Here is a 26,817-nt window from a genome sequence, read left to right as displayed (position 1 = left end):
TATCAATATGTTAACGACCTGTCCTTCCATGCTCTTCACCCTTTTGATTTTTAATAGCAGTTTCTTTGATTTTTATCTTTAGCTGTTTCTTTTCTGTTTTCTCACTTTTCTGTGAATTATCTTCTATTTTGTAAGAATCCATAAAAAGATACTCTAATACAAATTGTGGTACATGTACAGATGACACACTCGAAAATACTTGCTTATTATAAATATCCATATTAAAATTCTGTATAGAAAGCCAGTCTGACACACTATTCTCTCTACCATCCATATCAATATATTTTACAGGATTTCCCATACGATATACATACGAACTCCAATCATAATGCAAGATTCACCATTTTCATTCTTTCAAATTTATAAAGAACACTATTTTTTTCTACTGCTTTTATATTCACCTCTGGTATAAACCCCAATCCACTTATCCATATCAGCATACCTGTATATCAAGAAAATAAAAAGGAAGAAAAAACCAAAAACAACCATACCTGATTCCGGACTATTCAATTTCAATTCTTTTGTTCCAACATAACTTAAGAAAGGAATTTTCTTATTATAGTACACACTATTCTCATAAAAATCGCATTCTGCAATACTTGGTATGTAAACAGACTGTTTCGATTCATACACTTTCTGATCAACAACGTATTTATAAAATATTGTTTTTGTTTCCTTTATAGAATCAATCTTAACATGCGTCTCAAGCTGTTCAGGTTTTACGTATTCAAAAATATCACCAAAACCATTATATGCGATAAATTGGAAAAAAGCAATTAAAAAGCCTCCACCCAAAAATAAAAAATTAGCAACAAATATTAGTTTTACAAACAATTTCATTTTAATGTCCTCCTTTTTTATATGATCTTCTACCTATTTTGTTGTATTAGTTCCTACAGTCCCCATCCCTCTTGTTATGCCACTTACTGCCGTGGTTACAGTTCCTTCAGAAACACCTTGTCTTGTTAATACTGCTGCCGTTGTTGTAATGTTTTTAGACATAGTTCCTCCACAAGTGCAAGAATCGGTTAAAAGCTACTCCGATACAAATTGCGATATACGCACAAACGACATATAGTCGAAAATATTCGCCCATAAATTTCCAATTAGAATACTACATAAAAATTTAGAGCACACTATTTTTCCTTATCAATCGTATCAACATATTTTACAGAATTCTCTATTGCTTATAATATACCTCATTTGTTCTCTTATTTATTAAACGATATTTACTATACAGAAAACATTCATTCAAAACTTCCGAATTTCTACGATTATAAATATCCAAGGAATCTATAAATAACTCGTTATCTACCAATTTGTATTTAATCTCAACAGATGATCCTATTCCACCATTTCTTTTATTATACCTTAAAACTGAATCATTTACTAATACAATAAATCTTTTCACATAATTTTTTGATAGTTTTTCCCTTATAATATCATCATTATCAGAATCACCAATAGGCAAGAATTGATAAACTTGAACTCTAAATCCTATTTTGCAAGATGCCGCAAAGAATGCCACAAACGCAAAGAATAAAAACATTACTATTAATTTCATTTCTTGTTTTGAACGTAGTTCCATCATTCATTTATATTTATTACATATGTATCACAGTCAAATATAGAAATACGACCATTTTTTAGCTCCGTGAATATATGTCATTTACATCATCAGGCTAACAAGTTCGCAAAAATTAAAATTGTTCCTAACACAAAAATTAATAACGATTTTAATGGCATCAATATGTTAACGACCTGTCCTTCCATGTTCTTCACCTTTTTGATTTTTATCTTTAACAGCTCCTTTTCTTGTTTTAGCATTCTTCACATCTGACTCAAGTCCTTCCAATCTTTCTTTTTCCTTTTCAAGAGTTCGTCCACCATCTCCATGTTTTTCATTCTTGCTACTATCAGTTGCCTCATCAACTGTACGTTTAGGAGAACCATCCCTTAAAGGCCCCACACGAACATAAATAATATCTCACAACTTTATATGTTCTCCATCCTCTTCATATATATAGTCTACTTGAATACTTCTAATTTTTTTACGCCAAACCCAAACTGTTACTCCTTGATTAAAGTAATATACATTATAATTACGCCCATTTTTTTGGGGACCTTCAGAAAAAACAGAAATAGCCTTATAAGGCAATAATCCAAATAAATATAAGAAAATATCATAATACATATTAATGAGTTCTCGTCCCATATAAACACACGAAGAATGCGTAGTTATACAATCTACAATTCCGTCTGTTCGTACATATAAATCAACATTTAATTCAACAAATTCATAAACATCATAATCATAAACTATATTTTCATTTTTAGGATAAAATAGATGTTTTAAAAATAGATAATTGGAAATGTTTGTTCCCAGTTTAAATATAGACAATGATTTCCCCATAATTAATTCCATTGACTGCTTTTTACCTTTTTGAATTCCGTCCATGTTCTTCTCCTTTATTTTTAAGTTCACCAGTTTGTCTGATATTTCTTATTGTTTTTTCAAGTGCTTGCCTCTCTTTTTTATTTTTAGCAAGTTCCTTTTGCTGTTCCAAATCTTTTATTTGTTTTTCACTTTTAACTTTAGCTCGTCCGTCGTCTCCATGTTTTTCATTCTTACTACTATCAGTTGCCTCATCAACTGTACATTTAGGAGAGCTATCCCCTTGAAGTGTATATAAGATGCGACTGTTGTACCAAATACTTCTACTGCAGTACCATAATCATACCCATGCATTTCAATAAACTCTTTTCTATTCTATTTACGGTTTTGGATATTTCTTTTCTCTAATATTATTATCTTCAATTTTCTCTTTACTTTAACTTAGTAAATTTATATAAATTGAGTTCGTCAGGATCACCAATATATTGAAATAGATACCAAGGAGGAGTATTGTTAAATAATCCTTCTCCTGAAATGTAAAAGCACATAAAAAGTACGCCTTCTTTACTAATTATTATATTATATTGTTTATTACCTAAGTCATCTTTATCTCTAAATTCCCATTTACCTTTGTAACTCAACATTTCTGTACATAAATATCCACTATATATAATGTTCTTAATTACACAGATACTGTCTTCTTGGAGAACAATCTCCCCTCCAGTGGACGATTTCCAGATGCCTATAAAATCTACAAGTGTAGGCTTTTTATAAGTACATCCTCCAATTGACGATAAAACACCTATCAGAATAAGTACGTTCAAAAGTTTTCTCATATTATTTCAAATTAAATATCCCAGTCCATTTAAAAGTTTGTGTTGTTGTTGACATAGGGCCTATTTCAAATATTGAATTCAGTTTATTTCCGACATTATTCTTCCAAAAAGTAGTATATCCTAAAATAAGATGAAAGCATTCATTATTCATTTTAGTACTACTCATCCATAAAATTCCTCCAAGGTACTTCCCCATCAATCCAGACGAATGATCTAAACCTGCCAGATGGCCAAATTCATGGGCTGCGACTCTTGGTCCTACATTACCTATATTAGTATCCAATGGTCCAGTAAAATAATCAGCATTAACAAATGCGACTTTTCCACCGAGAGAGTTAGCTACACCCTGCACAGTCCCACCCAAAGGAGAATCTATATCAGCTAAAGCAAACACATGATCGCTTTTTGCGATATCATTCATAGAATTTGCTACAGATAAATTTACGTTAGTTGAAAAAGTAATGCCATTATCATCTTGTCCGCTAAAGGAAGATTCCATTTGAGAAATAATTCTTTTAGTTGCATCAGCCATATTGATGTTAGAATTGGGTGAGACATTTATTACTTTGCCAATAACATTCATAGTTACACCGATCAAATTATTATCCGCCATTTTTGTTTATAATATACTCCCCATTTTTATCCTTTTCCCATTCATAGGAAAAAGATATTTCTTTTCCATCAGGATCTACAAAATTTGCTGGATTATTCGCACAATAAACATGCCTGATATCAAATGATCGAAACTATCATAATCAAAATATTAAGCATAAAGCGATCTACCTGTTTTGATACACTACATAAAAAATACGAATATAGATCAATCATTCACAAAAACATCATAATTAGATACATTAATGGAACGAATACGTCCTCTCCAAACAAAAAGAGTCAACCCAAGAGAATCAAAATAATAAACTTTGTAAATACGACCATTTTTTTTAGCCCCATGAATATATATATCACTTACGTCATCAGACAACAAGTTCACTAAAGTTAAGAAGTCATCATACAGCATGTTAATCAATTCATGGTCTTTATACACACAAGATACATCTGTTTCTATCCCATATATTAATTTATCTGTTTTCTCATCAGTTGAAAGTGATATTCCAAAATCTGGAAACGTATATGTATCGCTATATACTTGCATTTCCTCTTTTGAAATATAGCCATAACCCAGATGTAAATAATCCTCCACATTTGTTCCTAATACAAAAATTGATAACGATTTTAGTGGTATCAATATGTTAACGACCTGTCCTTCCATGTTCTTCACCCTTTTGATTTTTAATAGCAGTTTCTTTGATTTTTTTGATTTTTATCTTTAGCTGCTCCTTTTCTTTTCTTGTTTTAGCATTCCTTACATCTGACTCAAGTCCTTCCAATCTTTCTTTTTCCTTTTCAAGAGTGCGTCCACTATCTCCATGTTTTTCATTCTTGCTACTATCAGTTGCCTCATCAACTGTACGTTTAGGAGAGCTATCCCCTTGAAGTGTAAGTATAATAAAAATCGGACCAATATAAGATACAACTGTTGTACCAAATGCTTCTGCTGCAGTACCCAAAGTCGTTAAAATTGGAACAGGAAGAGCTGTTGCAGATTTTTTCTTTTCCGTTTTTTCACTTTTCTGTGGATTATCTTCTATTTTGTAAGAATCTATAAAAAGATGCTCTAATACAAATTGTGGCACATGTACAGATGACGCACTCGAAAATACTTGCTTATTATAAATATCCATATTAAAATTCTGTATAGAAAGCCAGTCAGATACACTACTCTCTTATCAATATATTTTATAAGATTCCCCATACAATATGCATACGGATTCCAATCATAATGCAAGATTCACCAGTTTCATTCTTTCAAATTTATAAAAAACACTATTTTTTTCTGCTGCTTTTATATTCACCCCTGGTATAAACCCCAATCCACTTATCCATGTCAGCGTATCTGTATATCAAGAAAATAAAAAGGAAGAAAAAACCGGTAATACACATATCTATTTTGGTACTTCTCAATTTAAATCCTTGCTTTCCAATATAACTTAGACAAGGAATTCGCTTATTATAGTACACATTATTTTCATAAAAATCGTATTCAGCAATCCTCGGAATATAAATGGATTGTTTCGATTCATACACTTTCTGATCAACAACGTATTTATAAAATATTGTTTTTGTTTCCTTTATAGAATCAATCTTAATATGAGTCTCAAGCTGTTCAGGTTTTACATATTCAAAAATATCACCAAAACCATTATATGCAATAAATTGGAAAAAAGCAATTAAAAAGCCTCCACCCAAAAATAAAAAATTAGCAACAAATATTAGTTTTACAAACAATTTCATTTTAATGTCCTCCTTTTTTTATACGATCTTCTATCAATTTTGTTGAAGCTTCGGTTGCCACTGATGTAACAGTTTCCACTTTCATCATTGATTTTGTTGTATTAGCTCCTACAGTTCCCATCCCTTTGGTTATGCCACTTACTACCGTGGTTACAGTTCCTTCAGAAGCACTCTGTTCGGTTAATGCAGCTGCAGTTGTTGTGATGTTTTTAGACATAGTTCCTTGAATAGCTTGTGTGGAAGAAGTTGCAGCTTTTCCCACCACCCCTAACAACCCTCCACTAAAACCTGTTATTGCACCACTTATGGCACCTCCTTTAGCTTTATCTGAAAAATTATCAGTTGAAATATTACTTGCTGCTTGAGAAAATGTTTTACCACTTCTCACTGACGCAACCACCTGTCCTGTAACATCTCCTGCAATCGCTCCTGTAGCCCCGGCTACCGTTCCTGCAGCAACACCCGCTCCAATTACAACCAAGGCCCCACCTCCAGTAGCAACCGTGGCTGCAACAGCAAGATCTACAGCCGCGCCTGTTATAGCACCAGCTACCATTCCTTCTGCAGCCCCTGCCCAAACATCAGTGCCATTCTTATGAGCCTCATATGCTCCCTTTATTCCTCCAACAATTGTCCCTATGGCAGTTCCTATAAATCGTCCGTCCGGATCAACATACCTCATCGGATTATTTGCGCAGTAAGCATACAAACTGATATCGTAATACTCCTCGCATAACGGATCCCGCGTCGTAAAATGAGGAATCTGAAATTCCTGCATACGCGCATCCGAATCATACTGATTCAATCCATGCATGGAAATTAACTCCTTACCTGTGTATTTATTAGATTGCAAGTCATAGTTTGTACTGCGAAAAATCAATCCGGACGGATAATATTCCAAACTTTGTACAACATCCCCCGTCACAGCATCACATACTTGACGAATGCTACCCAGATGATCGCAAATATATGCATAATAACCGATAGCATTTAAAGCACCGGATGTTTTATTTACATCTAACTGTAAATAACCGTCTTCAATATCTACTCGTTCCTCTATACCGTTTTTATAATGCATCCCTTCATTACGCCATTCCGTAGTTTCCACATAAGGATCAGCACTATGAGTTACTCCATCCAATGGGACCGACAGTGGAGTCGTATAGGTGCGTGACACACTCCCTAACTTAGTACCATTTGAAAGATAATAATTCACTATACGATTTCCATTCCCAAACTGCACTGTATCAGGTAAATTAAGAATATTGTAACGAGTGGCAACAATGTTCTTATCGAGATTAGCTATCTCATTCCCATTACTATCATAATAATATTCTTGTTCGTGGTCAACAAGATCAGGATAAATAGCAAAATCATAAGTTGCAGGAAAACTATGATTTCCATCCGTCACTTTCAATAATTGGTTCCCACGATAATGAATATCCAAATCATTCACCGACCCCGATTCTTCCAAACGAAGTAAAGAGGTTATATTACCCATTTTATCGTAATCGAAAAATTCATCATTCCTCATACGACTACCATTCACTCCATACATCATACCCGACGTTAAACGATCAAAACCATCATAATCAAAATGATAGAAATACAAACGCCCGCCCTGAGAAATGGATATATCAGCTATATTACCATTATTACAACGAGACAATTGATAGGGTAACATAGAATTGCCGAAATAAAGAGTTTCATTAAAGCCATTCATGCTGCCAATATTGAACAACGTTCCGTCATTATGATAACCATATGTCATCTTAACTTTATTTCCTTGCATCATTTTTTCAGAAATACGACCATGGGAATCATAAGTAAAAGCACGCAGAGGAGAAGTATAATGAGTGGTCCCATATCCCAAAACACATATACTGTTCTTTTCCCGTCCTGCATGATCGTAATTATAATCCAATCTCAAAGAATAACGATTACCGTAACGGGAGTCACTTCGTATCAATGCTCCACTAAAATTATAGCTATAATCGGCAGACAATGTATTGTTCGACAGAGTCTCTTTAGAGTCGCGACGAATCAAGCGTGATTTATCATCATATTGATTAATCGTAAAACGTCCTTTATCAGGTTGATTTAACACAGCTTCAAATACCCCTGTCAGCAAACCTTTGGCAGAAGCGGATGACGCCATATTAGCAAAAGACCAATCAGAAGAAAATTCTGTAAAAGCATAATTATCATAATAACGTATACAAGTTAAAATATAACGATTCTGTCCCATCTTTATATGATCTGTGTATCCACGACAAGGTCCTTCAGTTCCAATATATTCTTCGTGTACCAATACATCCTCATATATATCAGCCAAATCATCGCGAGTACGTTTATCTTTAACTATGCCTTCTATAACAACACGCCCTAAGCCGTCATATTTAATAAAACTCCATTCATCCCGTTTCCGCTGATTACCATCTTGGGAAAGAATGGGGCGATAATCTCCATCATATACTGTGTAAATCCAGTCCGCACCCGGATATTTTACGCCAACACATTGGTTATCGTTATCATAAATATAAAAATAAGCATACAAGTCGAGAAAATTACCGGCTGAAAGACTTTGATCATCAAAAGAAGAGTAAGCATCTACAGCAGCAGGTGGAAGAACACAACGTAAATGGTCGTAAGCATCGTATACCATATATGTATCGTGATATACATCTCCATCTACGCGACGCTTTAGCACCGTATGCCCATCGCTATCAGTAAACAAAAGAATACGATGTCCATCCTCATCTATTTCTTCCACCACCTGATAAGCCCCTCTCGCAGCCATACGTTTATTTATTGTAGTATTGTTCTGCATCCTGAATTCTAAAGCCGATAACTCCGGTTCTGAAGAATTACTTAACCGATAATCATATTTTATACTTTTTCCTCCGACATGCATCCCGGAAGTTTCTACTATCCGACCTTCCGTAGAAGCTTCATACAGATGCGTACGAGACCATGTCTGGGTGCTCTGTTCAAATTCAGAGACAGGTACAAAGACTCCATTATTTCCGGTAAAAGGAGTAGAGAGATACTCTTTCGCTATCCGGCCTGCTTCATCAAATTGAATATAATCCGCCAAATCTTCACCATTCGGTCCAAACCCTTTCCGTATCGTTTGTATCAAGCGGCCTGCTGTATCATAATACTCAATAGTAGTGACCGAGTTAGCATCATTTACTTCTGACACTTTTTGTACCGGTTCACGCAAAACGCGAGAAGTCAGAATATTCTCCTGTGCACTGAGAGACAGTGAAGTCCAAAGGAATCCTATAATGTATAATCTACTAAAACGTTTCATTTCTCGGTTGCTAATTTAAGGTGGTTTGTTTGAATAATATTATAATCATTATCACGTACACAACTCAACCGCCCCATATCATCATATTCATAATAGGTCGTCATTCCACGTCCATCCGTTTTTGAAGTAATACCAACTTCCGGTTCATAGGTCATCACGCTCACATCCGCTTTCGGGAGTTTACTTCGCAAAGCATGTAAAGCCTGCCACTGTGTTGCAGTGGGCTCGGCAGTACCACCTATTTTTTCAATGTCAACTCCTTGTGCTTTGACTTCTTCCAATGTCGCATTAAATATCTGAGCTATCACATAACGCCTGTGGTATCCCCAAACATAGACAGCACTTTGCCCCATACGACTTTCAATAGAAGTATGGTTACTCAAAGAATCATAACCAACATAGCGGATATCCGGTTTCTTATACAAACTAAAGTCACCGTACTGTACAGTAGGCTCTGCCAAACTTTCCGGCTGATAATAAGTATACTCAGCATCCGGAACAAAATGCCCTCCATGTATATTTTGCTTATTTTCTTTGTACGCATGCAAAGTTTTCTTTATGAGCCTGTTTTGTGCTCCCTTATAAAAATTCTCTTCTATCGGAGTACAAACCATATTAGCCTTGCTACACATTTCTCTATAAGGAGAACGATCCTTAAAATCAGTAGTATAAAACAATTCTTGTGTTTCACTACGGTTACGGTCTGTTACCACTTTAGTAATTTGCCGAGGTTGAAAATTATCAAGGTTATATCTATAATTCGTTCTATTGCTATGAATTATCGGATTCTCTTCATATACATCTATAATGGAATCACATTTCGTTGAAAGTGCACAAAATTTGAATGGTATTTTATACGATGAAATATTAAAGAAATTTCCTTCGTCTTCCCGAAGCCCTTTCAACGTATATAATGGAGTTTCCTGATAGGTATAATAAGAAGTATTCACCAACTTATCATCTTTATAAACACAATGCCTTTTCAATTTTCCATTAGTAAAAACAAACTCTCCAGGAAAGCCAGGAATGGCAGGTTCTTTCTCTTTTCGATTATAATAATAAAAATCTTCTCTCAGATTACCTTTATTCATCTCAGTAAAAACCTGTACCCAGTTGTATCCAAATAATACACCTGCAGTCTGACTTTCTATCGGATTAACAGGAGCCGAACACTGCTTTAAAACAGCAGCTATTCCCTCGGAAGTTATGACTTGCCCGAAAATTGACATGCGGGAATTAGCTTCAGAATAATAATAAACCTCGCGAACTGTATGTAGTAAATCACGCAGCAGAACCCCTGTGCTTTGCTTTTCTTCATCTATATATTGATATCTCTTTATGGACGAAGGTGATTTAATCTTCGCAATGCGAACCCCGCAAGAAGGGGGAAGGCCTGTATAATAAGGAATTTCATAGAATTTTATGGTTATCTCCGATTCAACCACTGTCGTGTTGGATTGAAGGTCAATCGTTGATATACCCTTAGATAAATAAAGTTTATGCTTATTCATTATAAAATTTTCTCTGTCGTCAATATCCTGAATAGTAAAGTAATATTTACCAAAAGCAACCATAGCCGTCCCCTTTTCTTCTGCAGCATGGAATTCATTACCATGATACCGATACTCAAAATCAATATAACCATCACACGGCATATCAAAAACAAATGTACAAAGGTGTTCTTTAGCAGGCTTTACAAAATGTACCGAACCTCTATATACTCCATCTGATGATAGAGGAATACGTACCGTTTCTCCAGCTATTTTGTTTGGCTCATATGTGAACTCGGTACGTCCCCCTTCCGGTGTCTCTAAAGCTGTCAGCATAGAAGAAGTAACAAGACGTGGATTTACAGACCGATCAGCACCACTTAAGTGAGTTCCTTTAGGCATTGCTATCACATTATTTTTTCCAATATAATCTTTATTTGTAACGACAGAAGGATACAGGCAAGTATTATTTTTACCGTTATAATATCCCCAATAATCACATGAAAAACTATTCTTATCGGGTAAAGGATAACGAGTATCATACTCCATTCTATACTTCAAACAACGCTCGGATGTTCCTTTCAAAGTAATAGAATCTAATTTTAAACGATGACATAAGTAATCATAACTCTTATCACGAAGTAATGTATCAGGAACAAAATAAGAGGTATGGAATTGATACGTTTCTAAAAGCTTATTCTGGCTACCAGAACCATAAATTTTTATTTCTTTCAATGAACGTGCCCAGCCATTTTGCAACTCATGGTTATGATTTACGTCATATAGAGAACGTATATCCTTTCGCCGTTCATCAGAAGCAATAAATTGAATATTCCCATTTTTCCAACTTATACGCTTCAAACGTGGATATTCTGTTGTTAAATCAATAGAATAAACTCCTTTATTATTAAAAAAAGGTTCAGGAAATTTTTTCCCCTCTTCTGCTAAAATATGATAGGTATATTGAGAGACACTTACAGGAGATACATAAGCATTCCATTCTTCATCATAGTCAAAGGTTATTCGATCTCCATTAGGATAATATATATCTTTCAAATACCACCCGGTGGTATATTCATATTTACTGATCACATCCAAATAGAAATTAGAATAAGGTCCATAAAGATCAGACATACTGGCTCTTTCATTCTTATACACATCCGAGTACTTCGTTTCAGGTTGAACAAAATAATAAGCTGTTCCATCTGGTACCGTTATTTTAAATCCAATAAAAGTAGTTGTATTGTTTAGATATACTTTTTCTATTCTTAAATTATCTTCCGGATTGGCACTGATAAAACCATTTCCAGGATCTGATTCCTGTAACTTTTCTCCCCCACATTTACAATAGAAACGTCCGGAATATCCGGCAAAATTATAATAGAAAATATCCGGTTCCGTATCACCAATTAACCGGTCATGAAACAAATGGGTAGATGAGTTATAAATAAGGCGTGTATAATTACTATTTACAATATCTTCCCCTTTCTCGGGTATTTCTTCCGTATTACTATAATACCCCTCTTCAAGGTCATCTCTCCCTCTTACTGTTCTCATTATAGCCCCTCCTGCATTCAAGGTCCACCCCAAGCCTACCCAAGAAGCTTCTTGAGCTACCCGAATACCGGAAGCATGATAACTCAAACTTACAGGTAGTTGATAACCTCCTAAATCAATCGTATAAATCGGTATATCAATAGTTGGAGTACCTGTATATAAAGATACCGGAAAATCAGCATATTGAACTAACGCACATGAATTAGGTGAAGGGATAAGATTTTTGAATGGACGAGTCTCCTCTTGTCCCCATAGTGAAGTTGAATAAAATAAATAACAAATAAATAATGTATATAGTGCTTTCATAATAACAATAATTTATACGAAGTTAGTAACAGATAATTTTTTGAGATTCCTGTTGCCCATTAACAATAGTACAAAGAACAAATTCATTTTCTCCTTGTCCGGCAAGATTCACCTGTTCGGTATAAATTCCATTAGAAACGGTATGAACTGGTTGATGATAAAGCACAATACCCGAAATCGTCGTAATAATCACTTCCAATTGTACCGGTTCATCAACCTGATAATGTAATGTCAGTTGTTTTTCGGAAGTCAGCATATAGTTTAATAAAACATTGCCATATTGTCCGCCGGAAGTGAATGAAAAATCGTTCGATTCTTGTTTGAAAGCTCTTTCATCAAGCATAGCTAACCGATCGCGAATAATACGATTTTCCGGGTCGTCTGCAAGATAGCACTGTTCCGTAAGAGGATAATAAAAAGCTGTATTAAAATGCTTGTACAAAGAACCGAATTTATAAATAGAGTTCTCAAACGTTTCGAATACCGGATAGCGATAACCGGGAACATACCACTGGCAATGAACAACATGCCACCTGGCCGGATCATGTTTCAGCCATTGTCGTACACTATCCGGCAAACAAGAAATACTATCGTTCATAAACTTACTATCAGCATGATAAACTTGCCCTATATATTGATTGTGACGAATACGGAGAACCTGTCGTAAAGTATCTACACCAGGGAGCAAAAGAGAACCTAAGCCATCTGCTACGGTAGAAGTAAATCCATAAGAAGAAATTCCTAAAGAATGGCTGTAACTACCCTCGCCATAAAAGTAAGACCCGATAGAATCACCATAAACAAAAGGGTAACATAAAGTAACTGCCGGAAGCTTATTTTCGATACGGATATTGGCATTTTCATAACCGACAAAAAGTAACGAATCTCCTGAAAGCCTATATTTATACTGTGTCCTTGATTCCGAAAGACACAATATTGAATCAATCTTACCAGAATAACTTACTTTGTAATTATCATCACGTACTGTCTGTTTACGAAAATCCCATATCACCTCTCCCCCACTCGCACCAGAAGTCGTGTAATCTAACTGTGTCTTATCAAGTATATCTCCCGCACGAGGAAGAGATATCTCTTGAGATAACTCCTGCGCAGATACCCGTATAAACACAAAAGACAGCAAAAACAGTAAAATGTAATTTTTCATATCATCATTTATAGGTTAACATATTTCAGATAACTTTTAATAGTTTTTTTTAATTATCGTAAAAATACAACAAGAAAACCTGTAAAACAAATAAATATTTATTTATTTTACAGGTGATTAGTATGTTTGTTAGCATTTATCAGCCAACAAAGCATTTTATATATTAATTATAAGTAGAAACTAAAGGAAAGTTGCATACCCCTCTCATTCATCATTTATACCCCGGATTCTGAATCAGATTCGGATTCATACGTCTTACCTTATCGGGAATCGGAAATACGGTAGTATACCCATTTCCCTCATCCGGCAGTTGTGGCCGGCTGCTATATGCACGGGTAAACAAGTCGAATCTGATAAGATCTTGCCGTCTCCAACCCTCCCAGGCAAATTCTAATTGTCTTTCGGCAAGCAAATTTTCCAAAGTAGCTTCACGATACGAAGCGCCCACTCGGGAACGAACCCGGTTCAATTCTTCATCGCCCGCTCCGCCGTTGCGGATTTTTGCTTCACTCTTCATCAGGAGCACATCGGCATAGCGATAAAGTACGATATCATTTTCCATCAGTTTACCGTCTTTCGTGGCCGTTTCATCCACTTCATATTTCTTCATACGGGCTCCTGCCGTTTTTTCATATGGGGTGTCGGATATATCTAAAGCAGCTTCCCAAGGCAGATACTCAAGTACCGTGCCATCGTCCAATCGGACTACATTCCCTTTCAAATCGTATACAATACCGGCAAAATAACAAATATCAAAACGGGGATCGACCTCCGCAGTGCCATACCCAAAAGTGCGCAACGCCTCGATGGTTGCACTGGAGCCATTCTCGCCGCTCAGTCCGTAGGCTTTGGCATGATTGTAATGGCGGGAACGGAAAAGATATTGCATTTGGTTAGTATACAGGTTTTTATTCATTGGAATAATAAATATATTCTCGGCCGACGACTCATTGAAAACTGCGAAGTTCGTCTTATAATCTTCTTCAAGACGATATCCGAATTTCGTAATAGAATCACAGTAGGCTTCCACTGTCTGCCAGGCATTCAAACGCTTTCCGTCAACAGTAAAATAAAGTTCCCGTCCATCCGGACGTACTCCGTCCGTCCAGTCATTATCAGCATACACCTCTGCATTCAAAGCCAATTTTGCTAAAAGGAAATAGACAACCGGACGGGTAATACGTCCATAATAAGTGCCGGGTAAATTGCTATGAGCCGTACTCAACTCCGGAGCTGACTCTTGTAATTCCTGTACCACGAAATCATACACTTCCCTGCGGCTCTTCTGCGTCACCTCTTTCATCGACGTGGAAGAAGAAAGAACCAAAGGGACATTTCCAAACAGATCTATCAGATGATAATAATACAGTGCCCGTAATGCACGCACCTCAGCCCGATAAGACGCCAACTCCTTATCAGTGTGGGTCTCAGCGTAAAGATCAATTCGCTCCAAAGACTTATTGCTGAGTACTACTACCTTATACAGATACTCCCAAGTTGCCTGTATGGCATCATTATTGACACCCCAATCGTGCAAATAAAGTCCTTGCCAGAAACCACCGTCATACCAGTCGCCTCCCCGAGTCGGCATAATGGCCTCATCGGTAGTGAAAGTGTTCAGATCGTAAATACCACGGCCGGTTCCCTGCAGCCCTTGACTGTCGCTATAACCGCCTATATGGTTATATAGAGAGGCTACCGCGTTCAGATAGAGCTCCGGAAGGTTCCGATAGGCTTCTTCCTCACCTATTCTATCCCGGGGATTTTCCCGGAGAAAGTCATCACAGGATATTTGTGACAATGACAACAACAAAAAATATAGTGCATAAATAAATGAACGTTTCATAGTGCAACCTTTCTTTAAAAGTTAATACTCAATCCTAATGTATACGTACGTGCCAACGGATACCCCCGTTTATCATCTACTCCTAATGTGGAATTTACAGTGGAACTGTTGATCATGGGCGACAGTCCGGAATACCCGGTGATGGTAGCCAGATTGTTCACCGTCAGTGCCAGGCGAAGCGACTGGATATACTTCCGGCTCTTACCCAATGGCACATCCCAGCCGATAGTCAGATAATCAAAATTGATATAATCTCCCTTTTCCAACCAATAATCGGTAGCAGTCTGGTCCTTGATGTTCCGTCGGGGAGCCTCTTCCATAACGTTATAATCGGGAAAAATATTCATATTCATGTAAGTAAGCGAGGTGCCGTTGTAGATTTTATGCCCGAAAGCGCCATTGACCTGCAACGAAACGTCAAACCGTTTATAGCGAAAGCTGATATTGGAGCCCAACAGCGTTTTAGGCACCGCCTGCCCGGCCACATAGCGGTCTTCGCCATCTTCAAGACTGACTCCGCCACCATTCAGATCAGCAATACCATAGGTATATCCACCGTTGCCGTCGGAAACGAGTCCACTGGAATGAGGAAGATAAAAGACACCCAAAGGCTGGCCTACTATCTGATAAACAATATGATTGTATCCGCCGTGAAAGCCGGCTCCGTCAAGACTCGCCAGACTCTTATACTCCGGCGCCGAAATATTCTCTCCATTGTAATCGCCGCTCAAGGATAGCAATTTGTTTCTTTGGAAAGTAATATTGGCATTGATGTTCAGTTCCATATCCCGGGTTTTAAGCGGAGTGATGCCGATGGCTATTTCAGTACCGCTATTGCGCATGGAGCCGATATTGGCCAGTAATGTATTGTAGGCAAATGGCGGGACGCTGACATTGTACAGATAAAGCATGTCGGTCGTTTTAGAATTGTAGTAGTTGATAGAGAACAACAGGCGGTTCCCAAACATCCCCAAGTCTGCTCCGGCATTAAAAGTGTGCTTCACTTCCCATTTCAAATCAGGATTTATATTCTGCATCTCGCCCAATGTGACTACGGCAGAATTTCCCACAGGTACTACTCCGTTGGGGCGAACCAATCTCAAAGTGGTGTAAGAATCTATTCCATTCTGATTGCCGGCCAATCCATAACCCACACGAAGTTTCAGATTATCCACCAAAGGAATGCGTTTCATAAACTTCTCCTCACTCACCGCCCATGCCGCCGAGACAGATGGGAAAAAGCCCCATTTATGATTATTACCAAACTTGGAAGAGGCGTCCGTACGGGCATTGACCGTAAGAATATAACGGTCGGCATAAGTATAGTTGAAACGCCCCATAAAAGAAGCCAAGTGTGGCTCTTCATAATAAGAATTCGTCCCCTCCCAAAGCCGGACAGCTCCTGCCTGAAGATTATCATAGCCGAAAAGATCGGTACTGAAATTAGTGACTGTGGTGTAATATCCGGTATACGTCTCCTTTTGAAGCTCTGCCAACGCCAACGCATCAAAGTAATGTTTCCGCCAATTCTTCTTGTAGGTCAACATCAGATTACCCAAAAGCGACTCCATCTTTTGGGTTCCTTTATAGGCTTGTCCATGTGCCCATACCGAAGTAGGAAGATACTGGGAGTTCTCTACTATATTATAAGTATAAGACCCGAACATGACGAGTTTCAGTTCATCAAGCAGATTAAATGTCAGTTTCGCATGGGTGCTGATGTGAGACGTTGCATCATGGTCCTTCACTTCCATCCATGCCAGAGGATTGGTTATCTGGCTGGCATTGGTGATTTGATCCCAGGAACCCGTCTCCGTATTCTTATGATTCGGAAAAGTAGGATTAAAGGTAGCTGCCGAATAAAAAGTCTTCTGATAATCGAAAAGATTGTGATTTTTCTGTACCGAACCGAACATACCCAACTCGCAACGGATAAAATCACCGAAGATTTTCTGTGTCATATTCATATTGGACGTGAAATTCTTCATATCCTCATTCAAGATCACTCCTTGCCGGTCAACATACCCTAAAGAGACACGATAATTGGAAGCATCGGAGCCACCATAAAAGGCAATATGATGATTTTGCTGGAAGCCGGTCTGTTCAATCTCCTTTTGAAAGTCCGTATTATTCCCCAAATCGAGAATGGAAATGCCCTGCTCAGCTGCTACTTGACGGAAAGCACCTGCCGGAAGCATTTTAAGATTCTTATAGACAGTGGCTATACCAAAACTACCGTTATAGCTGATCCGATTTTTGCCGCTAACGCCCTTTTTAGTGGTGACTTCAATCACTCCGGAAGCTCCGCGAGATCCATACTGGGCAGTTTCGGAAGCATCCTTCAAAATGGTGAAACTTTCAATATCAGTGGGATAGATAGACGAAAGCATATTCAGATCACCGAACACGCCGTCTACAATAATCAAAGGATCGTTGCCACTGGTAAGCGAGGTCGTTCCGCGCAGGCGGACGGCATCCAAAGTGGCCGTACCGTTTGTTCCTTTTTGTATGGTAAGTCCGGGAACACGTCCGCGAATAGCATCGAGAGGATTCAGTATCTGATCGCGGTTCATCTGTAACTCGGTGATTTTTTCCACAGAACCGGAAAGGTTCTTAATGTTGCCGGTGGCATATCCTACAGTAATCAAAGAGTCGAGAGGAACGGCCGACGGCTTCTGAGAAAAGCCATCCAATGACATTGCCAACAGAGAAAAACAGAATGAGACAGTCTGAAGAAAGATGAGTCGGTGTTGTTTCATGTTATCTTTATATTAAGGAATATAAAGATAAAACAAAAAAAGACTAAAAGCTGTTCTCCGGATACGGTCTTTTTTATCCGGAGAACAGCTTTTTTTAGCGGGAACGGAAAGTAGAAGCCGGCAAGCTCTGAGAGTTTACCAGATTTGCACGGGTAAACGGCCGCCAGGCATAACGGACATAGCATGGATGTTTCACCCGGTCACTGTATACCCTCACCTGATTTCCCACAACTTCGGCTTTGGCCGGATAATATAACCCTTCCGTCTCGGCTATTTCAAATTCCCTGATTGGCCTCCCGTCAGCCGTATGCAATCCGTCGGCATAATCAAAACCCACATAAGCCGCATCCTCCCGGAAATCCACACTACGAAACAAAGGTCCCGACGGAACAACCTGTTTCTTATCATAAGTACGGTTTAATGCCCAATGTGCCAACCGTTCGCCTATGGGACGTTTATTCTTTGGATGTACATCCAGTGAATCGCCATAATCGCTCGAAACCGCCATTCCCGTATGAGGAATCGCATCCATCAGCCTTCGTTGGCTATCGCGAAACCAAGGCCATGACGGCCTGTCGATAGAAGACAACTGTACATAGTAAAAAGGCAAATCCGGATCATTCCAGTTCTCACGCCAGCTACCGACCAACAAACGGAACAGTTTCTCATGTGCCTCATAATTATGGGCATTCGATTCTCCCTGATACCAGATAACCCCTTTTATGGGATACCTATCCAACGGCACTATTCCCGACTCAAACAAATAGCAAGGTTCATAGGGATGGCGCTGTAATTTATCAGTTGTCAGCTTAATATTCAAAGCCGCACGCCCGTGTACCCACTTCTGAACAAAATCATTCTTCAGCCAATCGCGCATAATAGCCGGAAATTCATATTCCAAAGCTTTACGACCTACCCAAGCTTCCGTAGGCGAACCGCCGATAGCATTGCAAATCAACCCTACAGGAACCTGCAAGCTGTCTTGCAGCATCTTCCCAAAATAATAGGCAACGGCTGAAAAATCCGCCACCGCCTTCGGGGAACATTCCACCCATTCGGTATTTGCATAATATTGCAAATGATTCAGTGAATCCAGCACGGAAGCATCCCATTTTACTGCATTCGTACGCCAACGGGCTTTCATATCGAACAAACGAATGCCCGCATTCCCACTCTGCGGAATATCGACCTTGCCATCCACTCCCTCCTTCATCATGAATTCCATATTGGACTGTCCGGAACAAAGCCAGACTTCTCCTACCAGCACATTCTCAAAATGCAACCGGCGCTTTCCGGTAGAGACGGTCAGCGTATGAGGGCCTCCCGGTTGCAGCGGTTTCAAGCATACAGCCCATTTACCGTTTGCACCTGCTTTCACACTTTCTGTCTGTCCGGCGATACTGACGGTGACTTTTTCACCGGCATCGGCCACACCATGAATATCCAACGGACATCCACATTGCAACACCATGTTATCACTGTATATTTCGGACAAACGCAGACCGCCGTAATCTCCGGTAATGGCAGAATACACAACTCCCGCTAAAATACCTGCTCCCTCTACCGTAGGATGTACTGCATCCGGTAACATGAAAGGATAACGATAAAGCGGTTCATGAAAATCAATCAACTGTACATTGGCGTATCTTGCAACGGTCTCAATGGCTTGTTGTATCTCTCCATGCCAGTCACGCGTACCGGACTCAAAACGCGGATGACGATCGGCAATAGGAGTCATCCGTGCCACCAAAATCCGTACATCAGGGTTTACTACACGAAAAGAGTCGATCAGTGCCAGATAATCCCTGACAAAAAAATCCCGATAGTCGGGCCAGTTTCTCGGATCCGTATCATTAATGCCCAAATGAATGACAACGATGTCTCCGGCAAAAGCCAGCGCCTTTTGAAACTCTTCCTGCTTCATATAAGGACGGTGACCTTTATTCAGCAAAGTCGCTCCGGATTTTCCAAAATTTCCAACGGTATACCCCTCACCCAGCATACGTTGTAACTGGGCAGGATACGAATCTCTTTCCCTGTTTTCAATCGTATAGCCATACGTAATGCTATTTCCTACACAGGCAATCTTTACAGGTGCTTTGGCCGATACCCCCAAACACAGCAAGAGACATAAGGCTCCTAAGAATATCTTTTTCATTTCTTCGAAATATAAGGTTTCACAATCTCTACCCATTTCAAATAACCTTTCCCCAAAAGATGGAGACCGTCATTGGTATATTCAATATTCATCTTACCCGTCTTTGAGTCTACAAAGTGGGAATAAAGATCGATATATGTCAGTTTTTCCTTCTCCGCCAGCCGGATTAATCCTTCATTTATCTTCGCCACTTCTTCCCAATGTGCCGTATGCCCTTTGAACATATTATAATGATCGCTTACCGGAAGCACACTTTGTAAATATAACCTTGTTTTAGGGGAATCTTTTTTTATTTTAGCAGCAATCATCCCGATATATCCGACAATGGTATCCGCCGAAGTCCCCCGGCTCACATCATTGATACCGATCAACAAAAAGATCTTTGCCGGCTTTCCTTTTAAAACGGCATCCAGACGATCATAGACCCCCATACAGATATCCCCGCTGATCCCCCTGTTCTTGACATGCTTATTACTGAACAGTTCCGACCATTCCGCTCCATTCGTAATGCTGTTTCCTAAAAAGATAATGTCTTTCGAAGTGACCGGAAGTTCTTCAAATAAAGTTGCCCGTTGATAATAGAACGTTGAATATTTCCGCTCCTGAGCATTGCCTGCCATCGATACAAGCAACAATAAAATAAAAATCCATTTGTGCGTCATCATATGCTTTAATCATTTTACTTGATTGTAATTCTGCTGATTTCTGCGGTACGAATACCCGGTTTCAGTTCGCCTCCTACAATAAATAATTGCTGTCCTTTCCCTAATAAAGCAGCACCGGCCCGTGCCAGGCAAGCAGATTCCTCCCATTCCTCCCAATGGTTCCGGCGGGTATTGTATGCCATCAACCGGCCATTAAACCGATACCAGGCAACGGGTTGCAGCAAATAATCTTCTTTTGCAATTCGCTTATAATCACCACTGATAGCATCCAGAAAAATATCTTTATCCACTCCACCTGTACATAGAATAATACTATCCGACCAAACGCAGGAAGTTCCTCCGGTCAAAGTAAGCGGCTCTCCTGTTTCTGCAACGGCAGGCGCCGGTACCGGTTCCCATCGTTCTTGTAAAGGCAGATACCGGTAACCATCAGTAGCTACACTGGCTTCGCCCCCATTCTGTGAAGGACAAAAGCCTCCCCACAGATACAACATACCATCTTGTACGGCACAAACTGGCTGTACACGTGCAGCACCCGGAAATGGAACTTCTTCTTTCCAACCGAGCTCCGGTTCATTGAGATTTAAAGACAACATCGAAGTAGAAGGAGATCCATTCCGGTTTCCCCCCGCCACATAAATCGTATTGCCGGATGCAGCACCGGACATATTGTCCAGTGCAAAAGGCAACGATGGCAATGTATCCAAAATAGCCCCGCCATCCTCTGCCAGTTTCAGACGGAATACGGAGGTAAGCCCTCCGTCTGCATTATTCCCTCCGATAAGAATCATCTCACCGGACCGTGAGATAGAAACTCCATAGGCTACCGGTGACGGCAATTCTCCAACTTGTTTCCACACGAGCACGGAGTCTTCCGTTATTTCGGCCGTATATATGCCTTTATAAAAATATTTCGGCCCACCTTCTGCCGCAGATTTCCCTGCAAAATTACAACCTCCGGCCATAACCAATTTGTTACCGATAATACCGGCGTAACAAGCAGACACTCCCAACTCATAACCGAATTCCTGATTCGGAAAGCCGGACATCTGCTGCACATGGATATCCTGCTTCCGGGACGAGTTTTCCCGAACACACGAAGCTGCCAAAAAGAAAAATGGCACAGCACTGCATAACAAAACCTGTCTTACCTTTATCATCGTTTCATCCTTTTTATTTTTGAAGTAACCCTGTTCAAACATTTATAAAGAGCAGATATGAAAAACCGAATTAATACAGTAGTTAAGTAGTCAAGTAGTTAAGTAGTAAGTAGTAGATAGTTAATGGAAACACATCAAACAAACTATTTCTACTTAACTACTTACCACCTGACTACCTACTATTTGACTATCTACCACTTACTACTTAACTATCTACTACTTACTACTTAACTATCTACTACTTGCTACTTGACTATCTACTACTTGCTACTTAACTACTTGACTACTTAACTACTTAATTATTGCATATAAATCATTACGGTCAATATACCGCTTCCCGGACAAGTTCGGAAAACAACTTTGCATATTTTTCCGCAACGGCTTCTGCATATCTTTTTCCTTTTTCTGCCGTAGCCAGTTTAGGGTTTCCGATCCCCGTATCATCAGACACTTTCTGCCAGTCACGTGGGATCCACGCAACCTTTTCCTGTAAAGACTTTATAGCAAACGGCTTATACCGACCCTCACCGGCTTCCTCCAGATTTACCAATTCAGGATGATAATGCATCATTACGGAAGTCTCCAACTCATCGGCATGATCTCCCGGCTGATCAAAATAATCTTTTGCAGGAAGCACTGTAAACCACTCACTGCAAGCAATCAGAAAATCGGGATAATCCATTGACAGGTCACGGATCATATTCTTAAAATTGTTTCCTCCATGTCCGTTTACAATAACCATTTTACGGATACCTTGCGTATGAAGCGAAGCTACAATGTCCGTAAGGATTGCTTTCTGTGTTTCATACCGGGCATGTATACAAAACGGCAGTTCGCGCTGTCCGGGGTTTTGTGATCCCAGCGTCACAGGAGGCATCACCATACAACGTACACCATATTCTTTTTTAGCCCGTTCTGCCGCATCGACTGCAACCGAATGAGATAATATGCAATCCGTCAAATAAGGTAAATGCAAATTATGGGGCTCAGTAGCTCCCCAAGGAAGAATTACTAAATCGTAATCCAAATCTTTCGTCTTTCCGTAGCATGATACGGATAAATCAATTTCTTTATTCATCACTATCGTTATTATCAGATAAATCTCTTCTACCGAATCCTGAATGAGGAGATAATCCTCTTTTTCTTATGAAATTTCCGGAATCGTTCTTATTTCAGTTTCTTCTCAGGAGAATAAACCAACCCGTCGACAGCACGTTCACCATCAAGCGTGACAAAAACAGTAGTAAACATCCATTTCACCAGACGTACCTGATGAGTTTTAAATTCTCCTACGGGAAGTTTCAGCAATACCTTGTTCCATCCTTTATTCAAATGCACCTTCAAGGGAGGACGAGCCATGAAGTTCTCATTCCCCAAGGGTATCTCATTATCCAACACAGTATGGTTGGCTGTCCACACAGGAGGAAGTATCTCGGTGTCATTCAACCAGATACGACTTCCTTTATAATCCCACTTACCGGCAGGAGGAGGCAGATCTTTCTCGGAACGTCCATAGTTCTGAAACTCTGCCCACAAACCAACCTCCTGGCTTTTGGGAGAATAAACCCAAGTATATGCATACGCCGTATGATTTTCTTCAGGTTCTTTATAGAAAGCAGGAATCAGAGTTCCCCACACATGACGCAGATAGATACCGGCACCAATGGCTTGTCGCACATTGTACTCCTGTCCTTCGTATACATATGATTCTTTCAACTCGGATTCGGGAGGAAACGTACGTTCCAAATCACCTTCATTGGGAAATGCATCCGTAATGTTCCATTTCACATTGGTTTGTTTCACATAGGCAAAAGGATACCCCTTGAAACAATGCTCTTTGTGCCACAACATTCTTCTCTCGAAATCGGCAAAACTCCGGAATTCGTCTGAATCCTCTCCCGGAAGAATCGTCCCGTTTTTATCGAAATACTCAAAACCGCCTCCTTTCCAAGACCGTTCGGCAAAAGCCAGCATATTGGGATAAAAGGAATTTTCTCTGATAACATTCACTTCCGGTACGACCCATCTGTCCTGCCACACAGACAGAATACTTCCGGCAATATCATCACTGCCATAGGGCTGGTTATAGATGCGGCTATTGTACAAAGCAATGATATCGGCAAACACATCAAAATGATTGAGATAATGGAATCTTGAATCAATGGCCGGAATACCCTCCTGCGCCTTCCCTCTATAACTCCATAAATGGGTCATATCTATCTCCCCCGGCTTATAATGCCAGCCCGGATTCCAGGAAATCGCCTTTTTCCCTTTAGCACGGACATAGGCCACCATTTCCGGCACAAACTGCGGATTGGTAAATGCCACTTCATCCGTCCCGATGTGCAAATACGGCACATCGAATGTCTCACAAATTTCATCCACCAATAATTTCAGGATTTTCATACCGGCTTCACTCTGCATATCGTGTCTGAATGCCCGCACAAAGGCCGCACTATGCCCCGGCATATCAATCTCCGGAATAAGCATCACCTGCCTTTGTTTACAAAACTCCACCAGATCCCTAACTTCTTCCAATGTATAAAACTTGCCGGGCATACGCGTCATATTGCAACTATCATTCAACACCGGAAAGATTTTGCTTTCAAGACGCCATGCCTGGTTCTCCGTCAGATGCCAATGAAATACATTGATTTTATAACGGGAAAGAATATCTATTTCCCGTTTCAATTCCTCTACGGAAATATATCCCCTGCCTACATCCTGCATGAAGCCACGAACGCGAAAAGCCGGCCAATCTACAATCTCCCCTCCATGAATGAGAGCCGTTCCTTTACAATGTAGCTGTCTTAAAGTCTGTAACCCCCAGTATGCTCCCTGTTCCGTAGTTGCTTCGATAGATATTTTATTCTTCCTCACAACCAAACGATATGCCTCGTTCTCATTCAAAGCTATTCCATCCAGTTTTTCTACTAAACGGATCTCAATTACGGAAGAGGATTTGCCATCTATCATGCCTCCTAATTCCGACACCAGCAGTCTCAATTGAGAAATGAGAATATCACCGGATAACCTTACTCTCTTTATACTGAATTTTTCATTCGTCAGCTTTACCTGTTGCGGTTCGGGCAAAAAATGGATATTACCTGCCCGAACCGTAGCAAATGTGCACAGCAATAGGAAACAGATGGCACAACAGGTTCTATTTTTCATTTGATTATGTCTTCTATTTTTATTCGCTGAAAAGTCATATGCGCTACGCTACTTTCATACAGAATACCAATCGTTTCCTTATCAATCAAAGTAAGGCAGGAGTATCCCCATCCCTCGGCTTCATCTATCAACAACTGATGTTCGGGCAGCCAGGTCACTCCACCGTCGAGACTGGCCTTGATGGTAATATGATTCCGTCCCTTTATCGTATTGGGGTTGGAAAACAACAAAATGTCTTTTCCCAGTACATTCTCTTTCGCATCTATCTTTATCAGACTTGCCATGCAAACCGGTTCACGCAAAGCACTTCGCGAAGAGACATGCTCTGTCCATGTTTTCCCTAAATCCTTTGTAATAGCCACCGCACGGCTCCCTCCCCGGTTATCACGCATATTCAACATCAGTACGCCGGGTTCTACCTCCGCCACTTGTGCCTCTGTAGTGTTTATACGGGCATAATTATGAATTTTCCATGTCTCCCCACGGTCTTTGCTATACATAATTCCGGCATTGGGTATACGGGCGGCATCGATAAACTGAATAGGAAAAACCAGCGTACCATCACTCATCGTAATCCCACGCCCCGGCCCTTGCAATAAGAAGTACCAGGAAGGGTCTTTCACCTGTTCTGTGATATTGATCGGAGCCGACCATGTTTTTCCGTCATCCGTACTTTTCGTCATTACCAATTGTGCCGTATGATTCATATCCATTCCCGGATGCGAACTCCACCACGCACGTTGATTTCCCATTCCATGTGTCCATGCAGCAACGATCCAGATGGTATTTGTTTTCGTATCTACCAGAATAGAAGGATCTCCTACCCCATTTTGTGCGGCCGGCAATCCTCCGTGTTCGCCAAACGCCAATGGCAAACGCATCTTTTCCCATGTCTTTCCGCCATCCGTACTACGGCTCAACCCCACATCCACATGCTCTTGTAAATCGACGCTGCTATTATAACGCACGTCATATACTCCCAATAAAGTGCCTTTATTAGTCGTTACCAATCCCGGAATACGAAATGCAGCCGAATGATCATCTCCGGCATGGCGCACTCCTACACCCATATAATGCTCTATATTTTCAGGAGAAACCAGATTTAAGAGTGCATTTTTACCATCTAAAGTTGCCGAAGCTATCTTTGCCTTCACTTTGGCAGTAAGCGAAGTTCCGGGTTTCATTTGCAAACTGATCCAGAAATAATTGATACCCGGAAACAGTTTTTGTTCACCTTTCAGTACAATCTCATTTTTAGGATTATTCACTTCGGCTTTTTTTATCGAATAAAAAGGATTGGCAGCCAATGTTTTTCCCGGAGCATGGCTGGATATATATTCAACGGGAGCAAAACGCTTTTTACCTACATCCTGTAAAGCTTCCGTACCTCCATAATAAAGCTTCACAGATTGAATATCCGAAAGCACGGTTTCTTCATCAAATTTCAACACAACCTTGTCCAGCACCTTACTATCCTTTGCGTCCAGACGCAAATAAAACAAAACATTATCTTGCCTTTCTATCAAAATAGGAATACGTGTTTCTTTGATAAAAAGGGTATCGGCCGCACAAAGTGTAGACACTGCACATAACAAACAAAAGAAAGGAAGTAAAAACAGAGTTTTTTTCATGGTATTG

Annotated in this window: 23 protein-coding genes; all 23 read right to left on the bottom strand. The window is 39.7% G+C overall.

Going from position 1 to position 26,817, the window contains the following annotated elements; translation table 11 throughout:
- Positions 1–10: 10 nt before the first annotated feature.
- The 23 genes from RB604_RS12730 to RB604_RS12620 all read right to left on the bottom strand — a co-directional run bounded on the left by RB604_RS12730 (position 11) and on the right by RB604_RS12620 (position 26,810).
- Complete coding sequence (locus tag RB604_RS12730; RefSeq protein ID WP_224202899.1) at positions 11–301, bottom strand: hypothetical protein; 291 nt, start codon at positions 299–301, stop codon at positions 11–13.
- A 71-nt stretch (positions 302–372) separates the two neighbouring features.
- The gene (locus RB604_RS12725) at positions 373–840 is read right to left on the bottom strand and encodes a hypothetical protein (RefSeq protein ID WP_055294964.1); all 468 of its coding nucleotides are present in this window, start codon (positions 838–840) and stop codon (positions 373–375) included.
- Between the two features lie 340 nt (positions 841–1,180).
- Complete coding sequence (locus RB604_RS12720) at positions 1,181–1,591, bottom strand: hypothetical protein (protein ID WP_055294962.1); 411 nt, start codon at positions 1,589–1,591, stop codon at positions 1,181–1,183.
- Between the two features lie 162 nt (positions 1,592–1,753).
- Positions 1,754–1,969 carry a hypothetical protein gene (locus tag RB604_RS12715; protein WP_224205861.1) on the bottom strand — a complete coding sequence of 72 codons (216 nt, stop codon included), beginning with the start codon at positions 1,967–1,969 and terminating at the stop codon, positions 1,754–1,756.
- A gap of 18 nt (positions 1,970–1,987) precedes the next feature.
- Positions 1,988–2,458 (bottom strand): hypothetical protein, encoded by a 471-nt coding sequence (locus RB604_RS12710; RefSeq protein WP_055294960.1) that lies wholly within the window; start codon positions 2,456–2,458, stop codon positions 1,988–1,990.
- The gene (locus RB604_RS12705; protein WP_259327050.1) at positions 2,436–2,567 is read right to left on the bottom strand and encodes a hypothetical protein; all 132 of its coding nucleotides are present in this window, start codon (positions 2,565–2,567) and stop codon (positions 2,436–2,438) included. Before RB604_RS12705 ends, RB604_RS12710 begins: the two co-directional genes overlap by 23 nt.
- A gap of 5 nt (positions 2,568–2,572) precedes the next feature.
- Positions 2,573–2,749: a hypothetical protein gene (locus RB604_RS12700; RefSeq protein WP_182422695.1), complete on the bottom strand. Its 177-nt coding sequence runs from the start codon at positions 2,747–2,749 to the stop codon at positions 2,573–2,575.
- A gap of 77 nt (positions 2,750–2,826) precedes the next feature.
- Positions 2,827–3,231 (bottom strand): hypothetical protein, encoded by a 405-nt coding sequence (locus RB604_RS12695; RefSeq protein ID WP_055294958.1) that lies wholly within the window; start codon positions 3,229–3,231, stop codon positions 2,827–2,829.
- A gap of 1 nt (position 3,232) precedes the next feature.
- Positions 3,233–3,844, bottom strand: coding sequence for a zinc-dependent metalloprotease family protein (locus RB604_RS12690; protein WP_055294955.1), 612 nt, complete (start codon positions 3,842–3,844; stop codon positions 3,233–3,235).
- 207 nt (positions 3,845–4,051) lie between these two features.
- Complete coding sequence (locus RB604_RS12685) at positions 4,052–4,501, bottom strand: hypothetical protein (protein WP_055294953.1); 450 nt, start codon at positions 4,499–4,501, stop codon at positions 4,052–4,054.
- Entirely contained in the window at positions 4,482–4,973 is a 492-nt protein-coding gene (locus RB604_RS12680; RefSeq protein WP_055294951.1) for a hypothetical protein, read from the bottom strand. Before RB604_RS12680 ends, RB604_RS12685 begins: the two co-directional genes overlap by 20 nt.
- 142 nt (positions 4,974–5,115) lie before the next feature.
- Entirely contained in the window at positions 5,116–5,583 is a 468-nt protein-coding gene (locus tag RB604_RS12675) for a hypothetical protein (RefSeq protein ID WP_122282044.1), read from the bottom strand.
- Between the two features lies 1 nt (position 5,584).
- Complete coding sequence (locus RB604_RS12670) at positions 5,585–8,899, bottom strand: DUF6443 domain-containing protein (RefSeq protein ID WP_055294949.1); 3,315 nt, start codon at positions 8,897–8,899, stop codon at positions 5,585–5,587.
- Positions 8,896–12,252: a hypothetical protein gene (locus RB604_RS12665; protein WP_055294948.1), complete on the bottom strand. Its 3,357-nt coding sequence runs from the start codon at positions 12,250–12,252 to the stop codon at positions 8,896–8,898. The genes RB604_RS12670 and RB604_RS12665 overlap by 4 nt, the downstream gene beginning before the upstream one ends.
- A gap of 22 nt (positions 12,253–12,274) precedes the next feature.
- Complete coding sequence (locus RB604_RS12660; protein ID WP_055294944.1) at positions 12,275–13,417, bottom strand: hypothetical protein; 1,143 nt, start codon at positions 13,415–13,417, stop codon at positions 12,275–12,277.
- 211 nt (positions 13,418–13,628) lie between these two features.
- Entirely contained in the window at positions 13,629–15,263 is a 1,635-nt protein-coding gene (locus RB604_RS12655; RefSeq protein WP_055294942.1) for a RagB/SusD family nutrient uptake outer membrane protein, read from the bottom strand.
- A 14-nt stretch (positions 15,264–15,277) separates the two neighbouring features.
- Complete coding sequence (locus RB604_RS12650) at positions 15,278–18,022, bottom strand: SusC/RagA family TonB-linked outer membrane protein (RefSeq protein ID WP_055294940.1); 2,745 nt, start codon at positions 18,020–18,022, stop codon at positions 15,278–15,280.
- Positions 18,023–18,116: 94 nt separating this feature from the next.
- The gene (locus RB604_RS12645; RefSeq protein WP_055294938.1) at positions 18,117–20,180 is read right to left on the bottom strand and encodes a GDSL-type esterase/lipase family protein; all 2,064 of its coding nucleotides are present in this window, start codon (positions 20,178–20,180) and stop codon (positions 18,117–18,119) included.
- A complete protein-coding gene (locus RB604_RS12640) occupies positions 20,177–20,842 on the bottom strand; it encodes an SGNH/GDSL hydrolase family protein (RefSeq protein WP_044097437.1) in 666 nt (221 codons plus the stop codon). The genes RB604_RS12645 and RB604_RS12640 overlap by 4 nt, the downstream gene beginning before the upstream one ends.
- Positions 20,843–20,859: 17 nt before the next feature.
- Positions 20,860–22,005, bottom strand: a complete 1,146-nt coding sequence (locus RB604_RS12635; protein ID WP_055295062.1) for a cyclically-permuted mutarotase family protein — start codon at positions 22,003–22,005, stop codon at positions 20,860–20,862.
- Between the two features lie 322 nt (positions 22,006–22,327).
- Entirely contained in the window at positions 22,328–23,083 is a 756-nt protein-coding gene (locus RB604_RS12630) for a creatininase family protein (protein WP_055294936.1), read from the bottom strand.
- An 89-nt stretch (positions 23,084–23,172) separates the two neighbouring features.
- Positions 23,173–25,179 (bottom strand): family 20 glycosylhydrolase, encoded by a 2,007-nt coding sequence (locus RB604_RS12625; RefSeq protein ID WP_055294934.1) that lies wholly within the window; start codon positions 25,177–25,179, stop codon positions 23,173–23,175.
- The gene (locus RB604_RS12620; protein WP_122282049.1) at positions 25,176–26,810 is read right to left on the bottom strand and encodes a sialidase family protein; all 1,635 of its coding nucleotides are present in this window, start codon (positions 26,808–26,810) and stop codon (positions 25,176–25,178) included. Before RB604_RS12620 ends, RB604_RS12625 begins: the two co-directional genes overlap by 4 nt.
- Between the last annotated feature and the right edge of the window lie 7 nt (positions 26,811–26,817).

Source organism: Bacteroides salyersiae (genome assembly GCF_031172035.1).
Lineage (GTDB): Bacteria > Bacteroidota > Bacteroidia > Bacteroidales > Bacteroidaceae > Bacteroides > Bacteroides salyersiae.
This window is presented reverse-complemented; position numbering and strand designations above follow the sequence as displayed.